Genomic DNA, 20,900 nt, shown 5'->3' with positions numbered 1-20,900 from the left:
GATTGAGCATCCTGAAAGGCTGCCGTTCGGATAGCCGGTGGTTGCGAGGCTTTGTGAGCTACCACCGGGAACAGGTTCGTCATCTCCAGTGCTCTCCCGCTTCGCCCGCGCCCCGCAGGGGCGCGGGCGAAGCGGGAGAGCAACAAGGGGTGGTCTTTGGATCCGGTGGTAGGCCCAAAGCGGCCAACCGACCGGCTATCCGAACGGCAACGCTTCGCGGTGCAAAACCAAAACCTGCACGTGGCAGAACGTGCCCCAGGAACTTATTTTTTAACGCTCCCTAACCACTAACCACTAACCACTAACCACTAACCACTAACCACTAACCACTTTCTTCACTCTTCATTCTCAATTCTTCAAGAGCGGAATTCTGACTTTCATGGCGCCGCCGCCGTGAACACGGTTGCTGGCCAGAACTTTTCCGCCATGATCTTCAACGATCCGCTGCACAATGGAAAGCCCAAGTCCGGTTCCACCCCGCCGGCGAGTAAAAAAAGGATCAAAGAGTTTCGGCAGGTCTTCAGAACGAAACCCCGGTCCCCGGTCCTTGATGACACATTCGAGCCAGGGAAGATCGTTGAGGTGGATTTTTTTTGCTTCGACCAGGACGACACTCCCGGCGGGAGCGTGCTGGATGGCGTTTTCGATCAGGTTATGAAAGACCTGGGCCAGTCGTCTGCGGTCCAATCGAAAGGCCGGAAAATCAGCGTCTACAGTAACTTGAAGTTCGATTTTCAACGTTTCAGCCGTCGGTTTGCAGGACTGGATGGCCTGGGTCAGGACATCCTGAATCGCACATTCGGCAAACGTGAGGTTGGTTGGCCGGCCAAATTCAAGCAGTTCTTCCATCAAATTGATCATGCGGGTGAGTTCTTTGCGCAGCGATTGGATATAGCGCTGGTATTCTTCGCGCACGCCAAATCGAGCTTCGAAGGCGTCGAGGACGGCTGTGATGCTAAAGAGCGGGTTCCGCACTTCGTGAGCGACGCCGCCAACAACCGCCCCCATTTTTGACATGATCTCACTTCGGCGGAGCGATTCCTGTAACTCAACCAGATGCGTGATATTACGGAGAATCAGAATCACCATTGGATGAAACTCTTCATTTCCAGGCGAGGTTGTGACGGGGTTAACGGTCAGATCCCAGGTTTGGCCAGTTTGTTCAGTGTGGACCTGAGATGCGGTCGGGGAAGTGGTCTGGGCAGCAGTTTTGACCAGGGAAACTGCTTTTTTCCAGAGCTGACCGGTCGCAATCTGTTCGAGAACGGACCCGAGAGCGGCTTCAACGCTGATTTCCAAAAGAACCTGGGCTGCCTGGTTCAAACGGGTGACGCGGCCTTCCATATCCAGAATGACAATTGGAAACTCAATGGTATTAAACGTCAGTTGCCATTGTTGCGCGACCTGATTGACCGTGGTTTGGAGGCGGCGTTGGGCTTCGGCAATCCGTTCGCGCTCGGTAATATCACGCGAATTGATAATGACCCCAGGCATGGCCATATCATCCAGCTTTCGATTGGAGATGGCTTCCAGTGTCCGCCAGGACCCGTCCTGGTGTTGATGGCGATAGTGGAAGGTCACCGGGGTCGTCTCTCCGGTGTCCTGGGCCGGTTCATCGTAAAAGAGCAGGTAGAAAACTTCTTCAGCATCATCGGGGTGAAACACCTGGCTGATCTTTTTACCGAGCAAGTCCTGAGGTTTAAAGCCCAAAACCCGTTCAACCGCCGGGCTTTCATACACAATCGTTCCATCAGGGCTCAGAACCGTAATCACATCCAGCGCATTTTCAATCAATGATCGGAAGTGCTGTTCGTTGTGGCGGAGGATATCGTCTGTCCGCTTGCGTTCGACCGCAATGCCGATCAAATACGATGCCACTTCCAGCAGGTGTAACTCATAGGTGCCAGGGCTGCGGTGCTCGTGAAAGTACAGCGTCACCGTACCGAGTACCTCCTGGGTCGAGGAAAGTACGGGAACCGACCAGCAGGCTTTAATCTCATTGCGAAATGCCAGTTCGGAAAAATCCTCCCACAGTGGGCTGCGAGAAATATCTGACACGATGACCGTCTTTTTATGAAATGCAGCGGTGCCGCACGATTGCGCATTGGGCCCGATACGGATGTTATCCCCAGAGACCATATAGTCCTGCGGTAGCCGGGGAGTTCCTGCAAAGCATAACCGGTTGCCTTTTTCCAGAAACTGAATCGTACCAATGGCACCATCAACCTGGGTTTCAACAATCTGAGTAATGGTATCAAGGATTTTGGAAAGCTGGGTGCCTTTGGCAATCAATTCCAACACCAGCTTTTCACCAGCCAGAAAGGTATCAGCTCGTTTTCGCTGGGTGATATCCGTCGCAATGATAACCGTGCCGTTCATCTCGCCTCCGGCATTATGGAGCGCGGCGACGGAAATGCTCAAATCAATCGAGGATCCGTCCTTTCGTTGTCCAAGGGATTCCACACCCCGGAGCGACTGGGCCAGCAGCGGTTGCCCTTGTTTGATTTCTCGTTTGAGCGGTTGATTGTGGGGAATGATTGGATTGGGAGACCCTAAAACCTCTTCTTCGCCCCAGCCAAACATGTACTTTGCCGAGCGATTCCACAGTTTCACTTTGTCTTCCAGATCGAGGGCGATGATGGCCAGTGGGGAAGCCTGTATCAGCGCCATCAGGTTTTGGTGAGTTTCACGCAAGGCGTCTTCCGCCTGTTTGCGCTGGATGATCGTTCCAAGCTGGGCGGCAATGCTGGAAATCAGTTCAATCAATCGTCGGTCTTGTTCGCGGGGTTCAAAGGCAAAAAAGAGAAAAATAGCCACGACATCCTGATCAACCAGGATTGGGACTCCAAAGCCAGCTTTCAATCCTGGATCCTCCGGCCCAAAACAACCCGAAAAGTGAGCGTCTTGTGAAATATCCTCGAACCAGACGGGTTGTTTCGTCGCCCAAATCTGCCCCGGCAGACCTTCACCGGGGAGAAACTGGCGGTTCTGACATTTTTGGCGGAGCGGTTCGAGGCTGGATTCACTTCCATACCAGGCTGGGCTACAGGTGAGTGTTCCTCGATTGTGGTCTGGTATCCATGCCTCCCCGAGCGCCCAGCCAGTAACGACACAAATTAAACACAGCGTCTCACCCATCAATGAATTGAGGTCCTGGACTTCGAGGGCGACACGGGTGACAGATTGGAGGAGGTGGCTTTCTTCTTCGGCTCGTTTGCGTTTGGTGATGTCCCGCACAATGACCGTAAAGCCTGGCTGATGGTTGGCGACAAATTCACTCAGGGAAAATTCCACCGGAAAGGTCTCGCCGTTTTTTCGAGCGCCGCTGGTTTCTCCCTGGAGGAGTTTGATACCTTCATCGAGAAAGGCGCCAATCGGCATAATCACGTCAATTGACTGGCCGATAATGTCGGCTGCCGAATAACCGAAAATACGTTCTGCCGCCGGGTTAAACCCGTCAATGTTTTTATGCTGGTCAAATGTAATGATCGCATCCAGGGCATATCGAACGAGCGATTCCATCCGGGCTTCAGTTGTGTTCAGAGCATTTTCAACCTGGCTGGCCTGGAGCAAATAGCGGATCCGTTTTTGCAAAACCGTATAATTAAATGGTTTTGTAATAAAATCAGTGGCGCCGACGGCAAAGGCGTCATCAATTGCCTGCTGGTCATTCATCGTTGTTATAATTAAGACGGGAATTTGCTCGCCACCGGGCATTTGTCGCAGTCTCGAACAGGTCTGAAACCCATCAAGCACTGGCATCATCAGATCTAACAGCACCATATCAGGCCGGTGTGCTTCAAATATTTCGAGTGCTTCCTGGCCATGCCGCGCTTCGAGTACGCCATAGCCCTCACGTTTCAGAAAGGACTTGAGCATAAACCGAATTAAATTATCGTCTTCGACAATCAAAATCGAAGGAGCGGATGAAGGATGCGGTATATGTGCCATGCAGATGTCGGTGAAGAAAGAGGAAAGTTCAGATTGGCGTGACGCTGACGCATTTTATCGGAAATCGGTCAAAAACACAGAACGTCATTTCCTTTTTCCATCTGGAGTCATTCTGAGGCAAATCACATTGACGGGTGAACTGGTTCTGTCTTCCAATGCCACATTGAGCTGATTGGCTGATTTTTCATCCGTTTTCTCTCATTCTTCCCTTTAGGGCTGATACCATTTTACAATGAATCCCTCGTGTAAAGAAATTATTAAATATCTGAAACTAATGGATTTAACTCATTTTTCATTGGTATTCCCTGGTTTTCCGATGCGCATATTTTTTCTGATGATCTGTTGTAGTCTGGTTGGGAATATTTTGATGGCCGGCAGACCCGTGCAGGCTCAGTCTCCGCCTGAACCGCTGTCTATCTCGTCACTCAACCAGCATCAGTGGGGAGCGGTGGCACTCTTTCACGGGTTGCCTTCCGATCAGGTGCGGGCGATTGCCCAGGATCAGGAAGGCGTGTTGTGGTTTGGGACCGACAACGGACTGGCCCGGTTTGATGGACGGCGAACCCAGAAAATTACGGCTTCGGGCGTTCCTACGTCACGCGTGTCCTGTTTGCAACCAGATCCGGACGGGAGCCTGTGGATTGGCAGTGAATCCGGGGTGTATTGGTTTCAGGAAGACCGCTGCGAACTGGTGGCCAGATCGGCTGGTTTGACGATTCGTGCGATTCGTCTGCTGAAAAACGGTCAGGTGGCGGTGGCCTGTGAGCAGGGCACGCTCCTGCAGATTGGCAAGCGAGGGAATTCCGAATTTGAAGTGACCTCATTTTCGGCCACGACCCATCCGCTCCTGCATCGGGAACGCGATCCACATTCCCCATTGCCGTTGACTTCACTTGGCGAAGTGGAGGGAAAGCTGGTCATCGGCACTGGTGGGCGAGGGGTACTGCTGGTGTCAGGAACGCAATTGCAACCGCTGACCAATCAGCCGCGGGCGTATTTTGTCAACGCGGTTGGTCAGGATTTATCTGGGGTTTGCTGGTTTGGCGGCGAGTCGCCGGCACGGGACAGCGGGCTGCTGGAAGGACCGGATTTTAAACAGGCGCAACGGGTTCCGCTCCAAACCGGGCCCGTGACCTCACTGGCTTTTGGAGCGACCGGGGAAACCTGGGTTGGAACGGAAACTCAGGGAGTCTTTCACCTGAGAGGCCGCGACCTGATCGAACACCTCACCTTTGAAAACACCGCCGGGGGACTGCGGTCCAATCGTGTCAATGCGGTGTTTATTGACCGTGAAGGCGTGGCCTGGTTTGGAACTGACCGTGGCATTTGCCGCTATGATCGGTTTAGCCCGGCGGTTGAGGCGATTTCAAGCGACCCGGAAAGCAACTTTATTCGCGTCGTTTTGCAGGCTACGGATGGCCGGGTCTGGTGCGGCACCAATCGCGGCCTGTTTGTGCGCCGTCCGGATCAGACCACCTGGCAATCGGTTGAAGCCTGCCGAAATCGGGCCATTCATGCCCTGTCACAAGACTCGCCCAGGGTGATACTGGTCGGGACATCGTCAGGGTTGTTTCAGTTTGATGCCCAGTCGCTGGCATTGATTCCGGTTGAAGCCGTTCGTGACGAATTGCCTGCCGTTCCGGGAACTGAAAGTTGCCGTGCCATGGGCCGATTTCGTGGAAAGCTGTACCTTGCGATGTATGGTCGAGGTGTGGAACTCATCGAAGACACTCATCGAAGACTCATTTGGCCCAGGCCAGGCGACTCCGAAGCCTTTCGAAAAGTGACCAGCCTGCTGGTTGATAGCGAGGAGCGACTCCTGATTGGAACGGCTGAATCCGGGATGTTTGAATATGACGGCACTGCTGTCAAACCCCTGACCAATGCGAAATCTTTGCTGGGAAAAGCAATCTGGGAACTGATACGGGACCGGCGGGGAATCTTATGGGCGGCAACCGAAAAAGGGCTGTTTGTGGCTGGGGATTCCGAATTTCTCCGGGTCGGAGCGGAAATTGACGTTCGCAGCATGATTGCGGATCCAGCCGGGTTGGGTCTGTGGTGTGCCACGGTCGGGAGCGGCGTGTTGTACTGGAAAAAGAAGACCGCAGGAGAGGTGGTTTACTCTCCGCTGGATCGTGAACGCGGCCTGCCTTCAGACAACGTATTTGCACTGCATTTGGCCCGGCAACCGGATGGAACCCAACTGATCTGGGTCGGAACCAACCGGGGGCTGGCACGCTATACGCCGCTTGACCAGTCACCGGTGCTGCGGGTCGTCAGGGCATTGGGAGCGAAAACCTACACGGCGAGCGAAGTCCTGGCCGGAATCAAGCTGGAATACCCGCAAAACAGTCTGTTAATTGAGGTTGGAGCTTCAAGCAGCCGGACGTTTCCTGAGCAGTTTCAGTATGAATTTGTCGCCCGTGATGCCGCCGGGCGGGTGATTCAAACCGGCCAGTCTTCAGATGGGCAACTCTCGCTGGTCAATCTGACCCCAGGAAAATATTCCCTCGACGTGGTGGCCATTGGCAATGACCGGGTGGCGTCGGGGCCGTTCCCGCTGGCATTTGAAGTGATGAAAGCGCCGTTTCCGCTGGTGACGGTTTCGCTTGGCATTTTGTTATTGCTCTCGATTGGAGCGCTCTGGTGGGGTTATCGCCAAAACCGGCAACTGGTCCAAACCAACCAGGCCGTGGCCAATGCCAACCAGCAACTGGCGGAAACCCGGCTGCAGCTTGTGACCGAAACCGAAGCCGAACGCCGCCGGATTGCGCGTGATTTGCACGACCAAACCCTGGCTGATTTGCGCCGGCTGCAGTTGATGACTGATAAATTGCCGGTACCCGCCCAGGAAACTGGTGATGAACAGGTGGTTCCACGGATGTTCCGCCACGAGATCGAATCCATTTCAATGGAAATCCGCCGGATTTGCGAAGATTTGAGCCCGTCGGTGTTGAGCAATGTCGGGCTGGCTGCCGCACTGGAGTGGGCGTTGGGAAACGCAGCGGCCCAACTCCCGGAAAATGCACGCTTTCGATATGAGTTTCACTGCCCAGAAGATTTGGAAGATCATCTGCACCTGGATGCAAATGTTCAGATTCAGATTTACCGGATTGTTCAGGAAGGGCTGAATAACATCTGCCGCCATGCCCAGGCCAAAAATGTAGCCCTGACGGTTGAACTGGCGCCAGGCCATCAGCAGCTTGTGATTCGGCTGGAAGATGATGGCCTCGGGTTTGACCCGGAGCCAGCCCGTCACCAAACCGGACGCGGCCTGGCCAATATCCGTTCCCGCGCCAGTTTGATTTCAGCCCAGGTTGCCTGGACGCAAAAAGAGCCGGGAGGAACGGTGGTTGAGTTCAAGATGAATCAAAATCACACAATCTGAGGTTTGGGTAGTTAAGAATTTGGAAATAAAGAGTTTGATTGACAGATCCATAAGAATTTGAAGCTGGATCCTGGAACGATATTGTCAACAGCTATGAGAACCGGCTAAAAAGAATCAGCACAATTGTTCAACCGGTTTCATCAACAAATCAATATTGGAATGAGGAACAGATAGTCTGGCTACCTGAACCTGAATCAAAGGAAGAAGTTATGCTTAAAATGGTATGGCTGGTGTATGCTTCCTGGCTTGCTTTTGTGATGTTGAATCCAACCTTCCTGATGCTCAAATTCGCCACACGAACAGCAGCCCAGGAAATAAAAAGTGAGTCTGCAGACTCAAAACCGAATCTAAAAGAACTACTTTCAGCTCAACCTGATTTCCATGGGTGTTTGGTGATTGATGAGGGCGTAGCGTTTTTACTGGTTTATGAATGGGCGCGGAAAGGTGAGAAATCAAGAGTCGGGCGAATCAAGTGTGCCATTCAACCTGACTGCAAGCTTGAAAATCTCCCGTCTCCGGAACGTGTAGAAATCCGCCTTCCAACTGAACCATTGATTGAGCTTTGGCCAGAATCAAAAGAATTTTTGAAACATACGAATCAAAGAAAGACGGCCTTTCCCACGTGGGAAGCGCCGTATAGGGAGATGGATTTCATCGAAACCAGAACAGAGGACAGATTCTTTGAGAATCACAACTGTACCGTGATCACTGCGCTCAATAAAAGAACCCACACTCCGTTTACTTTTTATTTTGCAAATGATCTCAATGGGTTACTTATTCGGGTTGAACGGAAATCGCCAAAAAGTACGGCGGTCTATTCCCTACAACTGGTTTCACTGGATGTTTCTGATCGCCTTTTTGAAGTTCCCTCGGACTACAAGGAGTTGAAACCAAAACGGAAAAGATGAGGTCGCCGGGTCTCAAAAACAGGACTTCAATGATTGAAATTGGGATTGAGCCTGCTGATGTGTGGCATTTTCCATCGTAATTTTGAGTTTTAAAACTGAAGAAAGAAATGAAATCAATATCACTATTAAATCAAGTGAAAATCTTGGTAGTAACTATCATCTTTGCATTTGGAATATTTCTGCTTCTACCGGATTTTGTGTTGGGCCAGGCTGGTGTTGGAAATAAAGGACTTGTCAGTACCACCTGCGTGAGCGGGTGGGGATGGAAGCAAGCCGGCCCACCCACTGACGCGGGTGGTACTGACTCAGTGGTTTCGGTTGACTCGTCTCCAACACAAAATCCGGTAGAAGCAGGAATACCCAGTGTGATGATGGAGCTTCTGTTTTAAATCATGCTGCTTTCGGTAAACCTGAGATTGTTAAAATCTTGCTGGCCGCTAGAGCAAATCCAAACCTAAAAAGAACAAGGCCATCTGTTGATTGGGTAGGTGATACGGCTTTAATTACAGCCGTTCGGCAGGGGCGCGGTGAAAGTGTTAAGTTGCTCCTCCAGGCAGGTGCTGACCCCGCAATTCTTTCAAATGAAGGAAAATCCATTTTCCAATATGTAAAAGAGAGAGGAAATCCAAGAATAGATGCGATTTTAAAGCCGATTGAAGAAAAATGGACACCAGAAAAGCCTTAAAATAGCGTGATTGGGAAATAAACCGCCCTGCTGAGTTCAGGAAACCCCAATCGTTCCAAAAGTTAACCGCTCACTTGAAAAAGAACTGGTCTCAAGCTGGCTTGTTTTTTTAGGACTTTTCTGATGAACCTGAATCTGAATGGTCGAGCAACTTCTTCAAATAGGCTTGAATGTCCCCAACCGACAATCGCTTCAAGAGTTCATCTGATGGTAAGCCTTTGAGCCGTTCTTCAGGTGGCAACCCTTTGAGGCGTTCTTCAGCCGGTAAGCCTTTGAGGCGTTCTTCAGGTGTCAGACTCTTGAGAAATTCTTCTTTCGCATCGCGTTTGAAATCCTCCATCGTGTACGGCATGGGTAATCCCTCCATTTGGTAATACCGGAACAACTGGTTGAGAATTGTGCTGGCTTCGCCATATCTGGCTTGAAATTCCTGGGCGGCGACCTGGATGTGGTCCGGCCTGGTGCTGAACAACTCCCAGATTCGATTTTGCCTGGCATCCTGAATCTCGCTCAACACAATCAGCCGAATCCGGTCCGATCCCCGATAAATGTCATAAACGCCACCCAGCACCCGATACATATCAACCTGACCGGTGAGATGGCTGGGAAACCGGGTACAGATGCCGTAGAGCCGAAATTGGTCCTCTGGCAACAGGTCATTGAGTGATGGACTGACCTGCTTGCGGTAGTTGACGTAGTGCCCGGTCAATTCCTTGAGTGTCCAATCATCGAATGGTTCCCGCAACGACTTGTAGCTAATCAGGTTATGATCCGCCAGGTTGTCAAATCCATCCGGTAACGGATGATCCCACTGACCCTCAGTCCGGCGAATGATGACGATATCGAGCAACTGCTTTTTCTGGGACAGGTCTTTTTCCAGTTCGACCACAAAGGGCGAACCGTTGAAGAATTCCGTCAAGGCAATGCCGAAGAGCCGATGCCAGTTGATCATCCAGGGGAACTCCTTCAAGCAGTGATCGGTCAATTTGTAGCTTTGAGGCGGAATTGTACTTCACCTGGATCACGGTATCCAGATTGAACCAAATCCTCTTTCGGAGTGCGGCCCACTTGACGCCGCTTTCATACCGAAAAGCGGTGTCAAGCCACCGCACTCCACACTATCTTGAAAGAGCTTCGATCAAGGCTTCAATCTCTGCCCGGAGTGGCTCGTTTGATTTCTGCTTGAGCGCCTGGTTCAAAAAGGGAAGGCTGGATTTTTCTTTCAGGAAGGCAAGCGCCGGCAATACCGTGTATCTTCTGTCAGAAGCTCCCGTTTTTGGATTGACCAGCGCGGCTCCGTAATAGCTGCCCAGGTCGTTCAGTTTTGGGTCAAGCGGCGTAACCTGGCCGGTTTTTAAGTCCATCCGGAACTTTTTCAGCTTCAACAAGGCAAGTTCCGAGGGCGCTATCAGTGCATGTTCTCCTTGAACCCGCCGATGCATGGCCCAATCGCTTTCAAAATACAGGAATGACTGATCGAGCGACGTGACATAGACTCCACCGGGATAGGGGTTGATTTCCTGCACCACGACATATTTGGACTCATCTGCCAGGAGTGCTTGCAAATCCAGCACATAGAGCCAGAGGTGGCCTTCGCCGTGATGGGTGACCGCCAGGTATTTCCCATCGGGTGAAATATCAAGCGCGTCAACTGAAGAAGATGGATGCACTTCGGAAGCCGTGATAGCTTTCGAGTTGAGGTATGAACCCCCAGTCAAAAACCAGTAGGCGCCCTCATTGGTGTTGATGGCACACAGCGAAGTGCCAGGTTCAATGGCGACACAACACGTTGTGTCGTGGAGAGGTTTGAACGGATCCGGCTTCTTTTTTTGAATGGAGTGGTGTCCGAAACTGAGTGAATCCAATCCGAACATCATCAGCAAAAACACTCCGCAGAGACAGCAAAAAGTGGGGAAGCGCATAAAGTGGGAAATTCCTTTGTGATGGTGAATATATGCGGCGTGGACCGAGAGTCCTGATGGCGGCGATAAGATCAAAATTCTGAAGAAGGCGTTGGTTGTTCTATATTTAGAATGAATTTGCTGAATTGAAAAAGAAAAATTCAGCCAGAGAAACGATTGGTCCAGAGGTGGCGAAAAAATCATGGCGAAAACGGTTGATGCCCAGAAAGGGCGGCTAGCATTCTTCGGCGAAGTTATGATATTGGTTCAGTTTGATCACACACGATTTACATATTAGAAAAGGGAGCTATGCCACTATGCCACATGTTGGAGGTGTTGTTGTGACGCACGGTCAGTTGGCCAATGAATTGCTGAGTGCGGCTGAAATGGTGGTTGGGGAAATCAACCATATTCAGGCGGTCTCAATTGGCTGGCATGACGATGTGGAACAGGCCCGAAGCACGATTGCGAAGGCTGTTGATGACACCAATCGTGGGGCTGGCGTTGTAGTTTTAACCGATATGTTTGGCGGAACGCCAACCAATTTGGTGATGACTTACAGCGGGTCAACCCCCATCGAAATCATTACCGGCGTGAATTTGCCGATGGTTATCAAGCTGGCGGCGCAAGAAGGGGACGAGTCCCTGGTTGATATCGCCCGCAAAGTGCGTGACCAGGGGCAAAAAAACATCTACCTGGCCAGTGAACTGATGGGAAAAAAGACGGCTGAAAAAGAAAAATAGTCACCCTTCATCCTTTTGTCGCCATTAAGTGGTGGCGGCGTCCAGATGACTTTCTTTGAAATATTAACCAATGTCCGAGCGGAATCATGACTGAAGCATGAAGCAGTATGACCTGAAGCCATTTGAGAACAAATGAAATGGCATCTGGTCGGATCATTCATCATCCATCATTCCCATCGGCGGTTGTCTCAAGGGGAACCACCCGGATGTGCTGGAGCGAAAACTTTTTGTAGCTTTGGTGCCGGCTGGCTAAAGAAACCGTGTCAAAAGAACTTCGAGTGCTCATTGTCAATCGACTTGGGCTGCACGCCCGCGCGGCTGCCCGACTTGTCAACCTCGCCAACCAGTTCAAGAGTGCAATTACCGTGACCCGGACCGATACCGGAAATAGTGCCGACGGTAAAAGTATCCTGAGCGTCATTTTCTTAGCGGCTCCCATGGGAACTGAGCTGTCAATCACGGCGTCAGGCGAAGATGAAGCCGTGGCGGTGCATGCTCTGGCCAAACTCGTGTGGGATAAGTTTGGAGAAGAAACCGATGTCTACTAGCCGCCCGGAGCAAATCGAACAGCGTGTTCAGGGACTGGGTGTTTCGGTTGGCATCGCGATTGGGACAGCCGTGCGGATGGATGCCCATGGGCGGCAGGCGCTCTTTGTCCGAATTCTTCCCAATCGGATCCCTCACGAAATCAAGCGGTTGCATCGCGCCGTCCAGGTAGCCCGCCATCATCTGGAACGGATCAAACAGCGCATGCAGCGTGAGTTTGGCGTCAGTCACGGCTACATCCTCGACCCGCATATTCTCATGCTTGAAGATCCACTCCTGGTCAAAAGCATCGAGGAACAAATCAACGAAAATCAGGTCAACGCCGAGTGGGGCGTCAAACTGGCGGTCTCAAAGTGGCTTTCGGCCTATGAGTCAATCCAGGATGAATACCTGCGCGAGCGTACCAGCGATATCGAAGACGTCGCCAATCGGCTGATTGATGTCCTCTCTGGTCGTCGCACCAGCAACCTGCACCTGACTCAGCCGTCGGTGGTGGTGGCCGAAGATTTGCTGCCGACTGTGCTTGCCGAACTTGATTTGACCAATGTGCTGGGGATTGCGACCGATGCCGGAGGCTGGACGTCACACACGGCGATCATTGCCCGCAGCCTCGGCGTTCCGTCAGTGCTTGGATTGGGGAGTTTTGCCGCCCAGGTACACACTGGCGACCCGATCATTGTGGATGGCACCCACGATTGCGTTATTTTGAATCCGACAGATGCCACGCACCGCCATTATCAAAACCGATTGGATCAGGATGAGCGACAAAAACGGGATGCGCTCGAACATGCCGGCTTGCCGGCGGTGACGCTTGATAGTGAAACCTGTGTGTTACGGGCTAACCTGGAACTGGTCTCAGAGTTACCTTCGCTGCAAAAGTCTGGCGCGCATGGCATCGGGTTATTTCGATCCGAGTTTATCTTTTTGAATGAACTTCCCCGGTTGATTTCCGAAGAGGAACAGTTTCAGGTTTACCGCCAACTGGTTGAATCAACTGGACCCGAAGGGGTTGTCATTCGAACCATTGACCTGGGGAGCGACAAAATCAAAGCCAGTGATTTGTTTGGAGACGAACGCAATCCGGCGTTGGGGCTGCAGGGCATTCGGTTTACACTGAAATCCCAGGATATTTTTCGCGATCAGTTGCGGGCCATTTACCGTGCCGGGGCCTTTGGTCGGTTGAGTGTGATGTTGCCGAAGGTTTCCTGTGTGAGTGAAGTTCGGGCTGCGCGCCAGTTGATTGCCCAGGTGAAAGCCGAACTGGAACAGGCGCGAATCCCCCACGCGGCGCACCTCCCGGTTGGCGTGATGGTTGAAATTCCCTCGGCGGTCATGATTATTGACCTGCTGGCTCGGGAAGCCGATTTTCTCAGTATCGGCAGCAATGACCTGATTCAACATACGCTGGCGGTTGATCGTGCCAATCCACAAGTCGCCCACCTCTATGAACCACTCCACCCGGCGGTCATTCGCAGCCTGAAACAGGTGGTTGACGCTGGAAAAGTTGCCGGAACGCTGGTGCAAATCTGCGGTGAAATGGCTGCTAACCCGACCTGTGCCGTGGTGTTGCTGGGCCTGGGGTTGCGCAATTTCAGCATGTCGCCGTCAGCGATTCCGAATATCAAGCGGCTGGTACGCAGCGTTCGAATTTCAGAGGTCGAACGACTGGTCACTCGGGTGATGGAACTCGATACCCCGCGGGCCATCGAACTCTTTCTGGAAGGGGAGCTTTCAAAATCGGTGCCGCATTTTTTCCCGAATTCCCACTGATGTGAGCCCAGAACTGGGCGGCTGGCCAGGCGGGGAAAAGGTGGGGAATGACCCGCATCCGGTGGTGGCGCGTCCAAAGCGACGCTGACCACCGGCTAACCTGGCTCCATCCCAACGGGGATGAGGACCAACAACCACTCCAACCCTTCATTCGCATTCTTGACTACTGACTACTCACTACTGACTACAAACTGGCATGACTTGTTACTTTCTTGTAACTCTCCTGTAACTTTGTAATGGAATGATGCTCCCCCATTAACCTCATTATACCATTTTGGAATGAAGTGATCGTATTAGAGAACAGTCAAGTAATTCAATCAATTGAAGTTAGTGAACTACTGACTACGATCTACTGACTACAAACTGGTATTACTTTTTGATCCTGCTCATTTTCTCCTCCTTGGAAATACCTGATCTGATTGCAGTAATAGACTGATTTTACCTTCAAGGACAGTAAAATTGGGCTGGAATGTTATAGGAGTATAATAATGTTTCGTTCTGTAAACTGGCCCAGATTCCCGCGCACGGGAATGTGGGCCGTGGTTGGAATGCTGATGTTCGGTGGGCCGATCTGGGCCCAGAATGCTGCATCTTCACCCGGTGTGAACCTACCCAAAGACCCGATCCACGAGGTTTTAGCCACGGTCGAGACCGCACCAATTCAGAAGGCTGGGGATTCGGCTGACGATCCGGCGATTTGGGTCAACCCTCACGATGCTGCCCAAAGTTTAGTGATCGGCACCAATAAAAAAGGCGGACTGGTGGTGTATGACCTGTCCGGCAAAGAGTTGCAGTACCTCAAAGATGGGCGGATGAACAATGTTGATGTCCGGTCCGGGTTCAAGCTTGGGACTGAAACCGTAGCGCTGGTGACCGCCGGAAATCGCTCAAACGATTCAATTGCCATCTATGTGATTGACTCCGCCACCCGACGGCTGAAATCGGTTGCCGCCCGAAAGATCCAGACCCATACCGTATACGGCTCCTGTATGTATCGCAGTGCCAGAACCGGTAAGTTTTACTATATCTTAACCTGCAAAGACGGCCTGGTTGAGCAATATGAACTGCTCGATACCGGCAAAGGAAAAGTAGACGCCAGACTGGTTCGCCGGTTTGACGTGGGTACGGTTGCCGAAGGCTGCGTGGCCGACGATGAACTCGGGAATCTCTATATTTCTGAAGAAAATGTCGGCATCTGGAAGTATGGTGCCGAACCCAATGCTGGTATTGACCGGATACTGGTTGATAAATCAGATGGCAGTGGTCACCTGATGGCTGACGTCGAAGGGGTGACACTCGCCTGTGGTCCGGATGGCAGCGGGTATTTGATCGCCTCAAGTCAAGGCAACAATACCTATGTAATGTATCGGCGTGACGGCCAAAACGCCTACGTCAAGACATTTCGAATTGTGGCTGGAAACGGCATTGATGAGACCTCGGAAACCGATGGAATCGATGTTTCAACCGCCAATTTGGGACCCCAGTTTCCCAATGGTTTGTTTGTTGCCCAGGATGGAACCAACGATCAGGGGAATCAGAACTTCAAGTTTGTGCCGTGGCACCTGATTGATCGGAAATAGGTTCCGGATTCCGGAATTGCGATTTGAAAAACACCTCGCCGCAATCTGTTCCAGGGCTGATGAGGGCGCTTCAGGTTGAGCATCGCAATTCTTCATTCTTCATTCTGCATTCTTCATTCATTTGGGGGACTTATGTTTTCTCAACGTGGGGTGTGGCGGCTGGTACAGGTTGCACTCATCGTCATTTTATTCAGTTTGTATACCCAGGCTCAGTCTGGGCAAACCGGTGTGATTACCGGGAAGGTCATTGACGAAACGACCTTGAACCCGTTACCCAACACCAAAGTGGTGGTTTCTGGCACCTCAATCGGCGGCGTAACCGACCGAACAGGTGCTTTTCGAATTGAGCGAGTGCCAGCGGGCACCCAAACACTGGAGTTTTCCTATCTTGGGTATGACCTGTTGAACCGGGAAGTGACCGTACCGGAAGGCAATTCGCTGGTGCTCGAAATCTCGTTGAAACAAAGCGTGCAGGAAGTGATTACCGTCTATGGTGAACCCATCTTGCAGGGGCAGGCGAGGGCGCTCAACCAGCAGAAAAACGCTGAGACCATCCAAAATGTCGTTTCGGCGGACCAGATTGGCCGGTTTCCCGATCCCAATGCGGCTGAGGCGACGCAACGCATTCCCGGTATCACGATCCAGCGCGACCAGGGTGAAGGGCGCTATGTGCTGGTGCGTGGGACGGAAGCCCGGCTCAATGCCATGATGATCAACGGCCAGCGGGTTCCATCTCCGGAGGGCGATATCCGTCAGGTGGCGCTGGATGTCATTCCGGCTGATTTGCTTGAAACCATCGAAGTGACCAAAGCCCTGACCCCGGATATGGATGCCGATTCGATTGGCGGGTCCGTCAATCTGGTCACCAAACAGGCACCGGAACGCCGAATCTTTTCAATTACTTATGGTGCCGGATTGAACAACATCGTTCAGGGGGCCATTCAAAACGGAAACGTGACTTTTGGCCAGCGGTTTTTTGAGAACAAGCTGGGGCTGGTGGCATCCGGCAGTTTCTTTAACACGAACCGGGGCTCGCAGAATTTTGAAACTTCATATGATGACGGTGAAATCGAGGATTTTGAGTTGCGGGATTATTCGATCAATCGCAAACGCAACGCCACCAATCTGGCGCTGGATTATAAGCCCAACGCCAACCATACCTTCTTTTTCAATGGCATTTACAATTACTACAGCGACCAGGAATATCGTCGCCGGGTTACCAACAAGGTCCAGGACAATGAAATCGAGCGCGAACTCAAGGACCGGTTCGAAGTCCAGCGGATTGCTCAGTTTTCAATCGGCGGGAAACATTTTCTCCCTCACAACTGGCAGGTGGACTATCGGTTTAGCTATGGCTATGCCGAAGAAGATGAACCCAACGCGCTCAATACGGTTTTCTTACAGGAAGATATTGAATTCAGGCCAAATGTGACGCCGACTTCGATTGACCCGGACAATATTCGGGTCAATGTGCTCAATGAAGATGTGAGCAAGTTTGTGCTTGATGAAATTTCCAATGATTTCAATTTCACCTCGGATCGTGATGTGTCGTTTTGGGGCAACATCGCGCATGCGTTTCTGGTGAGCGATGGCATCAGCGGGTCATTCAAAGCCGGAGGAAAATTCTGGCGCAAACGCAAGTTTCGCAACAACGAAACCACCATTTTCAAACCGGAAGATGATGTCTTCTTAAAGGACAATCTGGACCGGCAGTTTTTTGCCCAGAAAAGCATCATTGATGGCCGCTATGTGATTGGTCAGCATGTGAATGCCGCCGCCGCCCGAGCCTTTCTTACCTCACTGAATTTGGAACGAGAAACTGATTTCGAAGCCGACGCGGCTGATTTCCTGGCGACTGAGCGGATTGGGGCCGGCTATGCCATGGCGACATTTTACTTTGGCCAGCGCTTCAGTCTGCTGCCGGGTTTCCGCTATGAGCATACTTCATATGATTACAAAGGGTTTGATGTTCTTTTCAACCCTGATGGGGACTATGTTTCGACCACACCCGTCACCGGAAAGAGTTCAACCGGAATCTTTCTGCCGGCGCTTCATGCCAAATATCGGCTCGGAGAAAACACCAATGTGAGAGCGGCCTTTACGCGTTCGCTCGCCCGTCCCAACTATGTTGATTTGGTGCCAACCCAGCTCATCATTGAAGAGGACGAAGAAATCACCCGTGGAAACCCCAATCTGGAATTGACCCGCTCCTGGAATGTGGATGTGCTGGCCGAACACTATTTCAACACAGTCGGTGTGGTGTCAGGCGGGTTTTTCTACAAGAAAATTGATGATTTCATCTTCCCATTCCAGTTTCGCGAGCAGCGCAACGGTGATTCCTTTGATGTCACCCAACCCCAGAATGGAAAGAGTGCCGATCTGTACGGGCTGGAGTTTGCCTTTCAAAATAAATTGCGATTTCTGCCCGGACCATTGGATGGATTTGGGCTGTACTTCAATTACACCTACACCAATTCCAGCGCCAAACTCCAGGATGGTCGAGTGATCACCCTGCCCGGACAGAACAAGCACACCGGGAACGCCTCGATCAATTATGAAAAGAAAGGTTTTTCCGGAAGTCTTTCGTGGAACTACCAGGGGAAATACCTGAACGAAGTCGGCGCCGAACCCAATCGGGATATTTTCCTCGATGACCGGTTGCAGCTTGATTTATCAGTCAGTCAGGCGATTACGCCGAAAATTCGCGTGTTTGGCCAGTTAATCAACCTGACCAATTCACCCTTCCGTCGGTTTGAGGGCATCAACGTGCGACCGGTTCAGGAAGAGTACTATTCATTCTGGGGAACGTTTGGCGTCAAGTTTGATTTTTAACCGAATCTTGAAAGAAGTCTTTGAGCAGTCGAATTTGGGGTTCATTTTGACCTGAAGCCACGATACTGACGACATCAAAGCGATACGGCATGTCAACTGGCCCGATCAGCCGGCGATAGCGTCTGGCGGTTCGGGCCAGTTTGCGTTGTTTGGCAGGAGTGACGGCGGCTTCCGGGAGCGCAAGTTCGTCTGACGAGCGGGTTTTGACTTCGACAAACACCAGGGTCTGACCATCGAGGGCAACGATGTCGAGTTCACCGGTGATGGGTTTTCCCTCTGGTGTCCGACCTAGTGGAAGCGTGACGTTGCGGGCGATAATCTGGTAACCATGCTGTTTGAGGTGGCTGGTCGCTAGTTGTTCTCCGTAAGCGCCTAATTCTAAAAAGGTCATTAACCCTGGTGATGGTGGACGATTCATAATTCTTCTCAGCCTTTATTTAAATTCAATTCAATAACAGACTGGAGAGCAAAACCTATGCACAAGTCATATTTCAATAAGTTTTGAGTGGAGTTACCACATGTAATTGAGTTGCTGAAATACCTCTCGAATGGCATCCCTAAACTTTTGAAATGACGATAGCTGAGAGAGTTTTTCCAGGCTGATTCGTTGACCTACAGGTTGATACAGGTCAGAGATATGAACCTGATAGCGTCTTTGCCTGCGTCCGACGTGGTCAGTTGCAATTCGAATTGCCTGCGCAATAACATCTTTGGGGTCAGCGATTGACTCTGGTGGTTTGTGAATTCCAAGCTCGAAATCAGTTTTGGTCGTGTTGAGTTCTTTTTTGAAGAGTTCTGTATCGGCAAGCATCCAGGCTTCAGTCATTTGAACGGGAACGATTGCGACTGGGAGTTTACACGCTTCCTCAGTTGATTGGTGAATTCGTTCAAAAGCTGGCTGGATCTTAGATTGAAAAGCGCGGTGGTCATTTTCGGCATCAGCATCCGTGTGGACGCACAAAACAGTTACTCCACGTTGCTGAGCCTGACGGGCAGCCGCAAGGACTTTTTCAGCGAAAGTGTGAGGAACGTGAAGATCATCAATCACCTCGGGTTCGAGAATGTCAATTTGCTGGCGGCACGTCCAGGCCACTTCCTCAAAGGTGCGTTTGACAACTGGCGGGAGAAACCGGTTGTCGGTTGGCCCTTCGGCAAAAATACCAATCTTGATCAGTGGACTCATATGGCACCAAGGTGATGAAGTGTTTTTTCAAAATTCGCGGATTTGAGATAGTCAATGGCCTGGCTCAATGACAGTTTTTCTTCAGCCGGTGAGTGAAACAAATTCGGTTGGTGTACTTTGGCCACAGGCAAAACATAGGTGATATTCAATTTTTGTCTTCTCCCACCAATCTCATCTATGCGGGTGACAAGTTGCGAAAACCAGCAGGAAGCAAAAGGACTCTCAAGTTTAAAGACTTCATCAAAAATGATTGGAGAATGCGTGTTCGCAATAATTTGTCGCAATGGCAGGTCTGGTTCCTGGAAATCAGTGGTCAAATCTTTGAGGAGATTGACCATCGCTTTCATTCGATAGGGGTGGATTCCATTCTCAGGTTCTTCAAAACAAATCACTCCGCGAAACAGGTCGTCATATTCCAGAATACACAGCGTCAGCAGGCGGAGTGTTCCTTCGGAAAGGACCCGCGAGGTGAACTCTCGGCCATCCTCACTGCGCATGGTCAGAATATATTGTTGACCAGGTTTATCATCATAAACATCCACTGTAATGAAGTGAGGAAGGAGATTTGATAATTTTCGCGAAATAAATTGAAGCGACCCTGGGTCCTGAGTTTTGATCCGGTGAAGGGCTGCCGCCAGATTCGCACCCTCTGGTGTAATCACATCCCTGGCCAGATACGGGCTTGGTTTGCGCAACGCTTCCGGGCTAAGTTGGAGAAAACGCCAGCTTCGCATTTCTTCTTTCACTGCAAATGCATGGGGAAAGTCTACCGAATTGATACCGCTGAGCACTGTCTGAGCAACCGCATTCGCTGGAGTTTCTTTTCCACCGCGCCTTCCATCCTGCGGAAGCTTGATCGTGGGAATGCCATTTTCGTCTTGGGTATAAATGAATGGCTTGGATCTTCCTGCTTTCACAATGGGTTGCCAGTTATGCGTTGTATCTGCTGGAAGATACCTTTTTACCCATTCATCACTGGCGCGTTTGATTGGTTCTAAGTGCTCATATTTGACAAGCAAATTTTCCAACCCTTTTTCATTCTCTACCCGCTGGAGAATCAATTTATATCGGAGTCGGGTAAACTTGAGTGTTGCTGCACCACCCCAGTTATCCCGAACCTCTTTGTCTACCAGCATTTCAACGGTGAGCGTGATTTCATTGGCATACGTGCCGTCACTGTATTGGGTAAAGAGTTCGATTGCTTCACCCCGCTGATTGCTGAAGGCAGTTTTCAGGTCGAATTCTGCCAGGCGTGACAAGAGTTGAAACGCATCAAACAGATTACTTTTCCCAGACGCATTCGTTCCGGCGATAACTGTCAGCGGAGTAAACTCCATCTGGAAGTTGGAAAAGGTTTTAAATCCATTAAGTTCAATTTTGGTGATCATATCTTGCCTGTTCCGCAAAAGCTGA

General features: G+C 51.1%; 13 protein-coding genes and 1 pseudogene. 8 read left to right on the top strand and 6 right to left on the bottom strand.

All coding sequences use genetic code 11. From position 1 onward, the window contains the following. Positions 1–348: 348 nt before the first annotated feature. Positions 349–3,951: a PAS domain S-box protein gene (locus HY774_08265; GenBank protein ID MBI4748470.1), complete on the bottom strand. Its 3,603-nt coding sequence runs from the start codon at positions 3,949–3,951 to the stop codon at positions 349–351. Positions 3,952–4,267: 316 nt separating this feature from the next. On the opposite strand from HY774_08265, the gene HY774_08260 reads away from it, so the two are divergent. The 3 genes and pseudogenes from HY774_08260 to HY774_08250 all read left to right on the top strand — a co-directional run bounded on the left by HY774_08260 (position 4,268) and on the right by HY774_08250 (position 8,932). After that, positions 4,268–7,339, top strand: coding sequence for a hypothetical protein (locus HY774_08260; protein MBI4748469.1), 3,072 nt, complete (start codon positions 4,268–4,270; stop codon positions 7,337–7,339). 209 nt (positions 7,340–7,548) lie between these two features. Beyond that, positions 7,549–8,247, top strand: coding sequence for a hypothetical protein (locus HY774_08255; protein MBI4748468.1), 699 nt, complete (start codon positions 7,549–7,551; stop codon positions 8,245–8,247). Between the two features lie 361 nt (positions 8,248–8,608). Beyond that, a pseudogene (locus HY774_08250) lies at positions 8,609–8,932 on the top strand (ankyrin repeat domain-containing protein). Between the two features lie 109 nt (positions 8,933–9,041). On the opposite strand, the gene HY774_08245 reads toward HY774_08250, so the two are convergent. Further along, a complete protein-coding gene (locus tag HY774_08245; GenBank protein ID MBI4748467.1) occupies positions 9,042–9,884 on the bottom strand; it encodes a hypothetical protein in 843 nt (280 codons plus the stop codon). A 166-nt stretch (positions 9,885–10,050) separates the two neighbouring features. Then, positions 10,051–10,854: a hypothetical protein gene (locus HY774_08240; protein MBI4748466.1), complete on the bottom strand. Its 804-nt coding sequence runs from the start codon at positions 10,852–10,854 to the stop codon at positions 10,051–10,053. Between the two features lie 296 nt (positions 10,855–11,150). Between HY774_08240 and HY774_08235 the strand changes: the two genes are divergently transcribed. The 5 genes from HY774_08235 to HY774_08215 all read left to right on the top strand — a co-directional run bounded on the left by HY774_08235 (position 11,151) and on the right by HY774_08215 (position 18,304). After that, the gene (locus HY774_08235; protein ID MBI4748465.1) at positions 11,151–11,576 is read left to right on the top strand and encodes a PTS sugar transporter subunit IIA; all 426 of its coding nucleotides are present in this window, start codon (positions 11,151–11,153) and stop codon (positions 11,574–11,576) included. Between the two features lie 260 nt (positions 11,577–11,836). Next, on the top strand, positions 11,837–12,124 hold the full coding sequence (locus HY774_08230; protein MBI4748464.1) for an HPr family phosphocarrier protein: 288 nt from the start codon (positions 11,837–11,839) through the stop codon (positions 12,122–12,124). Then, on the top strand, positions 12,114–13,892 hold the full coding sequence (ptsP, locus tag HY774_08225) for a phosphoenolpyruvate--protein phosphotransferase (GenBank protein MBI4748463.1): 1,779 nt from the start codon (positions 12,114–12,116) through the stop codon (positions 13,890–13,892). Before HY774_08230 ends, ptsP begins: the two co-directional genes overlap by 11 nt. A gap of 488 nt (positions 13,893–14,380) precedes the next feature. After that, positions 14,381–15,472, top strand: coding sequence for a phytase (locus tag HY774_08220; GenBank protein ID MBI4748462.1), 1,092 nt, complete (start codon positions 14,381–14,383; stop codon positions 15,470–15,472). A 132-nt stretch (positions 15,473–15,604) separates the two neighbouring features. Beyond that, positions 15,605–18,304: a TonB-dependent receptor gene (locus HY774_08215; GenBank protein ID MBI4748461.1), complete on the top strand. Its 2,700-nt coding sequence runs from the start codon at positions 15,605–15,607 to the stop codon at positions 18,302–18,304. Here HY774_08215 and HY774_08210 read toward each other — a convergent pair. The 3 genes from HY774_08210 to HY774_08200 form a co-directional block, all read right to left on the bottom strand. Then, a complete protein-coding gene (locus HY774_08210) occupies positions 18,288–18,722 on the bottom strand; it encodes a YraN family protein (protein ID MBI4748460.1) in 435 nt (144 codons plus the stop codon). The genes HY774_08215 and HY774_08210 overlap by 17 nt on opposite strands. 93 nt (positions 18,723–18,815) lie before the next feature. Beyond that, entirely contained in the window at positions 18,816–19,487 is a 672-nt protein-coding gene (locus HY774_08205) for a DUF4276 family protein (protein ID MBI4748459.1), read from the bottom strand. Beyond that, a complete protein-coding gene (locus HY774_08200; GenBank protein ID MBI4748458.1) occupies positions 19,484–20,875 on the bottom strand; it encodes an AAA family ATPase in 1,392 nt (463 codons plus the stop codon). Before HY774_08200 ends, HY774_08205 begins: the two co-directional genes overlap by 4 nt. Positions 20,876–20,900 lie beyond the last annotated feature (25 nt).

The organism is Acidobacteriota bacterium, assembly GCA_016208495.1.
Lineage (GTDB): Bacteria > Acidobacteriota > Blastocatellia > Chloracidobacteriales > Chloracidobacteriaceae > JACQXX01.
The sequence above is the reverse complement of the archived record's forward strand: the minus strand, read 5'-3'. Positions and strand labels throughout refer to the sequence as shown.